Genomic DNA, 6,399 nt, shown 5'->3' with positions numbered 1-6,399 from the left:
CTGTGGCCAGCCGGTGATCCAGCGGGCCGACGAGACCGAGGAGGCCATCAGCCACCGGCTGGCCACCTACAACGAGAAGACGGCTCCGCTCATCGGCTTCTACCAGAAGGAAGGCCTGCTGGCCACCGTGGCCGGCACCTCCAGCGAGGCCGTGGTGGCCGCCATCCGCAATGCCCTCAAGCTGTAGCCGGATGGCCGCGCCTCCCGGGGAGCGGTCGTGATGGACCCTGCCTCCGGCGTCACCATCGTGGGCGGCGGCCTGGCCGGCTGCGAGGCCGCCTGGCAGGCCGTCTCCCGGGGCTGTCCGGTCCGGCTCCTGGAGATGCGGCCCCAGGTGACGACGCCGGCGCACACCACGGGGCTTTTGGCCGAGCTGGTCTGCTCCAACTCCCTGCGCTCGGCGGAGATCAGCTCGGCCATCGGTCTCCTCAAGGAGGAGATGCGGCAGCTGGGCTCCCTCATCATGGCCGCGGCCGCCGAGACGGAGGTGCCGGCCGGCAAGGCCCTGGCGGTGGACCGGGAGGCCTTTGCGTCTGCCGTGACAGGCCGCCTTGAGGCCCATCCTCTGGTCACCGTGGTGCGCCGGGAGGTTGCGACCATTCCCAAGCCGGAGGAGACCGGCGGACCGGTGGTGATCGCCACCGGTCCGCTCACCTCGCCCGCCCTGACCGCCGCTCTCCAGGATCTGGTCGGCCACCGCCAGCTGGCCTTCTACGACGCCATCGCCCCCATCGTCGCCGCCGACTCCATCGACCGGACCCAGGTCTACAGCGCCTCCCGCTACCAGGATGGCCCGGGCGACTATCTCAACTGCCCCATGGACGCGGGGCAGTACCAGACCTTCATCGAGGCCCTGGCCGGAGCGCAAACCGTGCCTCTCCGGGACTTCGAGGAGCCGCGCTACTTCGAGGGCTGCCTGCCCATCGAGGTCATGCTGGAGCGGGGGCCGGAGACCCTGCGCTTCGGCCCCATGAAGCCGGTGGGGCTGCCCGACCCCCGTACCGGTGCTCTCCCCCACGCGGTGGTGCAGCTGCGCCAGGAGAACCGCCAGGCGGACGCCTACAATCTGGTTGGCTTCCAGACCAAGCTCACGTATCCTGAGCAGGATCGGGTTTTTCGCCTGATTCCCGGGCTGGCCGCGGCCAGCTTTCTCCGCTACGGCAGCATCCACCGCAACACCTTCGTGTGCGCGCCGGTGATCCTGGAGCCGACCCTGGGCATGAAGGGCCAGCCAGGGCTGTTCCTGGCCGGCCAGCTGACCGGGGTGGAGGGCTACGTGGAGTCGGCGGCCATGGGCCTTTTGGCCGGCATCAACGCCGCCCGACTGACCGCGGGCCTGGCCCCGGTGGTGCCGCCGCCTGCGACCGCTCTGGGCAGCCTGATCACCCATCTGACGATGAGCGAGGCCCGTCATTTCCAGCCCTCCAACGTCAACTTCGGCCTGTTCCCGGCCCTGGGCCGCAAGGTGCCGCGACGGCTGCGGGGGGCCGAGCACGCCCGCCGGGCCCTGGAGGCCCTGGCTGCCTGGCGGGCGTGCCTGGCCGAGCGCTGATGGGCGTTCGGGCCCGCCTGCCTGAGGCCGTTGCGCCGTGGGCCTGCCACGGCAAGGAGAATCCGTCCATGTCCCAGTCGCTGCCGCCGGCCGCCGCCGGCCCAGGCCTGATGGCCGGCGCTGCCGGTCCGGCCCTGGCGCTTGGCCTTTTTCTCCTCCTGCTGCTCGTGGCACTGCCCGGCACCGGCCTGGCCCAGATGGCCACGCCAGTCTACCGGCTGTCCGTGGCGTTCGATCTGGCCCGGGGACGCCTCCTGGCCTCGGCCCGCATCGACCTGCCGGCGGAGCTGGAGGAGCGGATCGTGGTCGGCGATCTCATCCTGACCCGCGCCGGCATCGAGGGGACCGGCGAGCCTCTGGCGGCGGTGGAGGGGGTGATCAGCCTGCCGGCCGCGGCCCAGCCCCGGACCCTTGTCCTGGATTTCGAGCGCCAGTTTGCTGCGGCGACGGACGGCGGCCTGGTGAGCCCGCAGGGCGTTTCCCTGACCGGCTTCTGGCACCCGATGCTCCAGCACGACAGCCTCTTCGATCTGGACGTGGTCGTCCCCCCCGACTGGGAGGCGGTGGCCGAGGCCGAGCTGGTGCGCAGCACCGCCAACGACCAGGAGAAACGGGTCCGGCTGGTCTTTCCGCGGCCGCTGCCCGGCCTGGATCTGCTGGCTGGCCCCTACCAGGTGAGCGCCACCTCCTTTGGCGACGGCCAGGAACTGCTGCTGTACTTCTTCCCGGAAGACGCCGGGCTCATGGCCGACTACCAGGCCAAGGCCCTGGCCTATCTTGAGGGATACCGGCAGCTTCTGGGCAGCTTTCCCTACCGTCGCTTCGCGGTGGTGGAGAACCGGCTGCCCACCGGCTTTGCGGTGCCTACCCTCACACTGCTCGGCCAGGCCGTGCTCCGGCTGCCCTTTATCAAGGACACCTCCCTGGGCCACGAGATTCTGCACCAGTGGCTGGGCAACGCCGTGCGGGTGGACTACAGCGAAGGCAACTGGGTGGAAGGGCTGGTCACCTATCTGGCCGATTACCGCTTTGCCCGGCAGCAGGGTGAGGCTGTCCGGTACCGCCTGGATCAGCTGCTGGCCTACGAAAGCTACGTGCACGGGGAGAGCCAGCTGGCGCTCCGGGACTTCATCGGCGCCCAGGAGGACGATGCGGCGGGCCGCGGCAAGCGGGCTATCGGCTACGGCAAGGCGCTCATGGTCTTCCACATGCTGGCCGCCGAGCTGGGCGAAGAGGCCTTTTCGGAGGCGGTGCGGGACTTCTATGGCCGGATGCGGTTCGGCCGGGCGACCTGGTCGGATCTGGCCGCCAGCTTTGAGAGGGTCGGCCGGCTGGAGCTGGGCGCCTTCTTTGCCCAGTGGCTGGAGCGGCCGGACATCCCGCGCCTGGGGGTGCGGGCCATGGAGGTGAGTGAGCGGGACGGCCGGCCCCTGCTCTCGTTTGTCCTCACCCAGGACAAAGGCAGTCCCTTCCGGCTGCATATCCCCGTGTCCGTGGAGACGGAGCGGGGGGGCGAGCGGACGACGCTCTTCCTCCCGGAGACGGAGCGCCGCTTCGAGCTGCCGTTGGCGGCCGAGCCCAGGAGGCTTCTGATCGATCCGGGCTTTGACCTCATGCGCCACCTGGACCGGGACGAGCTGCCGCCGGTGTGGTCCCGGTTCCTGGGGGCGTCGCGCCGCCTGATCGTCTGCGGCGACGAAGGGAATCAGGCCCGCTTTGCCGCCCTGATCGCGGCCTTGGGCGGGGCCAAGACCGCGGTCAAGAGCGAAGCGGAGGTCACCGACGAGGAGTTGGCCGGGGCCTCGGTGCTGTTCCTGGACCCCGAGGGGCCGATCAGCCGCGGCTGGTTTGCGTCCCCCAGGCTGCCGGCGGCCGGTTTCGCCCTGGAGGTGCGGCCGCATCCTCTGGCCCCGCGGCAGGTGGCGGTGCTGGTGGCGGCCGCCTCGGCCGAGGAAGTGGAGGCCGCTCTGCCCAAGCTCGGCCACTATGGCCGCAGCAGCCGTCTGGCCTTCACCGCGGGCCGCAACACCTTGCGCGAGGAGGCGGTTGCCGATCAGGGCCTGATCGTCGAGGGGCCCGGGCTGCCCCAGGGGGTGGCGAGCCGGCACCGGCAGGGCCTCGATGCCATTGCTGATGAGCTGTTGGCCAAGAGGATCGTCTACGTGGGCGAGTCCCACACCAACTTCCAGGATCACCGGTTGCAGCTCCAGGTCATCCGCGCCCTCTACGAGCGGGATCCCAAGCTGGCCATTGGCATGGAGATGTTCGCGCGGCCGGCCCAGCCGGCCCTGGACGAGTACGTGGCCCTGGGCAGCGACGAGCCGACTTTCCTTAAGAAATCCAACTACTTCGAGAGTTGGGGCTTCGACTATCGCCTGTACCGGGAGATCATCGATTTCGCCCGTCACCACGGCATCCCGGTGGTGGCCCTCAATCTGCCCCGGGAGATCGTGGAGAAGGTGTTCCGGGACAAGGCGGGGATCACCGGGCTGTCCGCCGAGGAGTTGGCCCAGATCCCTGCCGAGCGGGACCTGGCCCTGCCGGGCTACCGGCAACGGCTGGAAGCGATCTATTCCGCCCACGGGGCGGGCACCAGCGGCCAGTTTGCCGGCTTCCTTCAGGCGCAGGCCCTGTGGGACGAGAGCATGGCCGCGGCGGTGGACGAGTTCCTGGCGGATCATCCGGAGCACCGGATGGTGGTGATCGCCGGCCGGGGCCATGTCGGCTACCGGGAGGGGATCCCGGAGCGGGTGTTCCGCCGCAACCAGCTGCCGTACGCCATTGTGGCACCCCAGGAGTCGGGGGATCCGGAGCCGGAAGCGGCTGACTATCTGATGTTTCTGGAGCCCCGGTCGCTGCCGCCCCAGCCGCTCCTGGGCGTGCAGCTGTCCCAGGAGGAGGCCGGGGTCACGGTGGTCGGCTTCTCCCCCCATGGTCCGGCCAAGGCGGCCGGGGTCCAGGAAAAGGACGTGATTCTGGCCCTGGATGGGCAGGCAGTGGAGGCGGTGGTGGACATCCGCATCGCTCTTCTGTACAAGGCCAAAGGGGACCAGGTGCGGCTGCGCCTTCTCAGGCCCCGCGCCCTGTTCCCGGACGAGGAGCTGGAGCTCGCCGTCACCTTGTAGGCCGGCGGGCGGTGGCAAGGGAGGTCTGGTGATGGGCAAGCGGAACTGCTGGCAGGAGATGGGCTGTGGCCGGGAGCCGGGAGGAGCCCGGGTCCGGGAGCTGGGGGTTTGCCCGGCAGCGGTGGAAAGCCGCCTTTCCGGGGTGAACGACGGCCTCAACGGGGGCCGCTGCTGCTGGGCCATCACAGGCACCCTGTGCGGTGGTGAGGTCCAGGGCACCTTTGCCCACAAGGTGGGCGGCTGTCTTCTGTGTCCTTTTTACATCCGGGTGCGGGACGAAGAGGGTGAGGCCTATGTCACGACCAAGGAGATCATCCGGCGCCTCAAGGCTTGATCCAGGGTTGACCGGTATGCTACCCTGAGCTGCTTGCGGCATGCAGCAGCCTGGCGGCGCTTGGCCGGCCGCCACCGGAGATCGAGCACCATCCCCCAACGGGACGACATGGAGCACACCACGAGTCAGGGAGGATGCATGGATGGCCAAGCTCAATTGCTGGGAGTTCAAGAAGTGCGGTCGCGAAAAGGGCGGTGCCAAGACCGGGGAGCTGGGGGTATGCCCGGCCTCCATTGAGGCCCGGGTGCATGGGGTCAACGGTGGTCGCAATGGTGGCCGCGGCTGTTGGGCCCTGGCCGGCACCCTCTGCGGTGGCAAGATCCAGGGCACCTTTGCCACCAAGCTGGGCAACTGCATGAGCTGCGATTTCTACAAGGTGGTGAAGCAGGAAGAGGGTGCCGCCTGCATGGCCACCAAGGATATCGTGGCCAAGCTGCGCTGAAGGCAGTCTGGGCCCGGAGTCGACACGACCGGCGGCGATGGCCTCCCCCAGGGATGAGGGCATCGGCGCCGGTCTTTTTCCGTGCAGCTGCCGGTCCTCTGTCCTGGGGAGAGGCCTTGTGGTATCCCCGTCCTTGACCGCCATCCTCATGGCTGTGCGCCAGCATCTGGTGGCCCGTCAGGCCCTGGGCATCGAGGCCCTGCCAGCGGCACCGGCCCTGCGCCGCTTCCTGACCGCGGGCAGCCGCAGCGATCTGGACAGCCTGGCCAGGGCCACGGCGGACTGCCAGCGCTGTCCGCTGGCGGCCAGTCGCCGTCAGGTGGTGTTCGGCAGTGGCAGCCGCCGGCCGGCCCTGGTCATCGTCGGCGCCTGGCCGGATACCGCCGAGGACGAGAGCGGGCAGCCCTTCCCGGGGGAGGCGGGCGAGCTTCTGGACCGGATGCTCCAGGCCATCGGCCTGACCCGCGCCGAGATCTTCTGCACCCTGGCCGTGAAGTGCCGGCCCCCGGACCGGGAGCCCACCGCTGCCGAGACCGGCCGCTGCCTGGAGATCCTCCGGCTGCAGCTCGGCCATCTGGCGCCGCGCCTGGTGATGAGCATGGGCGCCTTTCCGGCCCGGGTGCTCCTGGCCAGCGACCAGTCCTTCTTCGCCCTGCGGGGGCGACTCCATGCGTATGCCGGCCACCGGTTGCTGCCCACCTTCCACCCCGCCTTCCTCCTCCGCCAGCCGGACATGAAGCGCACCGCCTGGCAGGATCTGCAGTTGGCCCGGGATCTGTGCCGCCAGACGGACGCCCGCGCCTGAGCAACGGTCCTTCCTGTCAGGGAATCCTTGACTCTTGTCAACCCGGTGTGCCATTTTTTCTCTTGACATCGTTGGGCGGGGGGGCTTAAGTGTCGGCCGTTTCATTTTGTTACACTTCTACGAGAGGGAGGGGGTATGGAG

General features: G+C 69.4%; 6 protein-coding genes. All 6 read left to right on the top strand.

Annotated features, from left to right (window positions below; all coding sequences use genetic code 11):
* The coding region (locus AB1634_18225; protein MEW6221451.1) for an adenylate kinase at positions 1-187 on the top strand (187 nt) is incomplete at its 5' end.
* A 33-nt stretch (positions 188-220) separates the two neighbouring features.
* Complete coding sequence (gene trmFO / locus AB1634_18220) at positions 221-1,552, top strand: methylenetetrahydrofolate--tRNA-(uracil(54)-C(5))-methyltransferase (FADH(2)-oxidizing) TrmFO (GenBank protein ID MEW6221450.1); 1,332 nt, start codon at positions 221-223, stop codon at positions 1,550-1,552.
* A gap of 68 nt (positions 1,553-1,620) precedes the next feature.
* The gene (locus AB1634_18215; GenBank protein MEW6221449.1) at positions 1,621-4,677 is read left to right on the top strand and encodes a ChaN family lipoprotein; all 3,057 of its coding nucleotides are present in this window, start codon (positions 1,621-1,623) and stop codon (positions 4,675-4,677) included.
* Positions 4,678-4,708: 31 nt separating this feature from the next.
* A complete protein-coding gene (locus tag AB1634_18210) occupies positions 4,709-5,011 on the top strand; it encodes a two-CW domain-containing protein (GenBank protein MEW6221448.1) in 303 nt (100 codons plus the stop codon).
* A 142-nt stretch (positions 5,012-5,153) separates the two neighbouring features.
* Positions 5,154-5,453, top strand: coding sequence for a two-CW domain-containing protein (locus AB1634_18205; GenBank protein ID MEW6221447.1), 300 nt, complete (start codon positions 5,154-5,156; stop codon positions 5,451-5,453).
* Positions 5,454-5,571: 118 nt separating this feature from the next.
* Positions 5,572-6,258 carry a uracil-DNA glycosylase gene (locus AB1634_18200; GenBank protein ID MEW6221446.1) on the top strand — a complete coding sequence of 229 codons (687 nt, stop codon included), beginning with the start codon at positions 5,572-5,574 and terminating at the stop codon, positions 6,256-6,258.
* Positions 6,259-6,399 lie beyond the last annotated feature (141 nt).

The sequence above is a fragment of the Thermodesulfobacteriota bacterium genome (genome assembly GCA_040755095.1).
Classification (GTDB): domain Bacteria; phylum Desulfobacterota; class Desulfobulbia; order Desulfobulbales; family JBFMBH01; genus JBFMBH01.
Note: the sequence above shows the minus strand (reverse complement) of the source record. Positions and strands in the feature narration are given on the sequence as shown.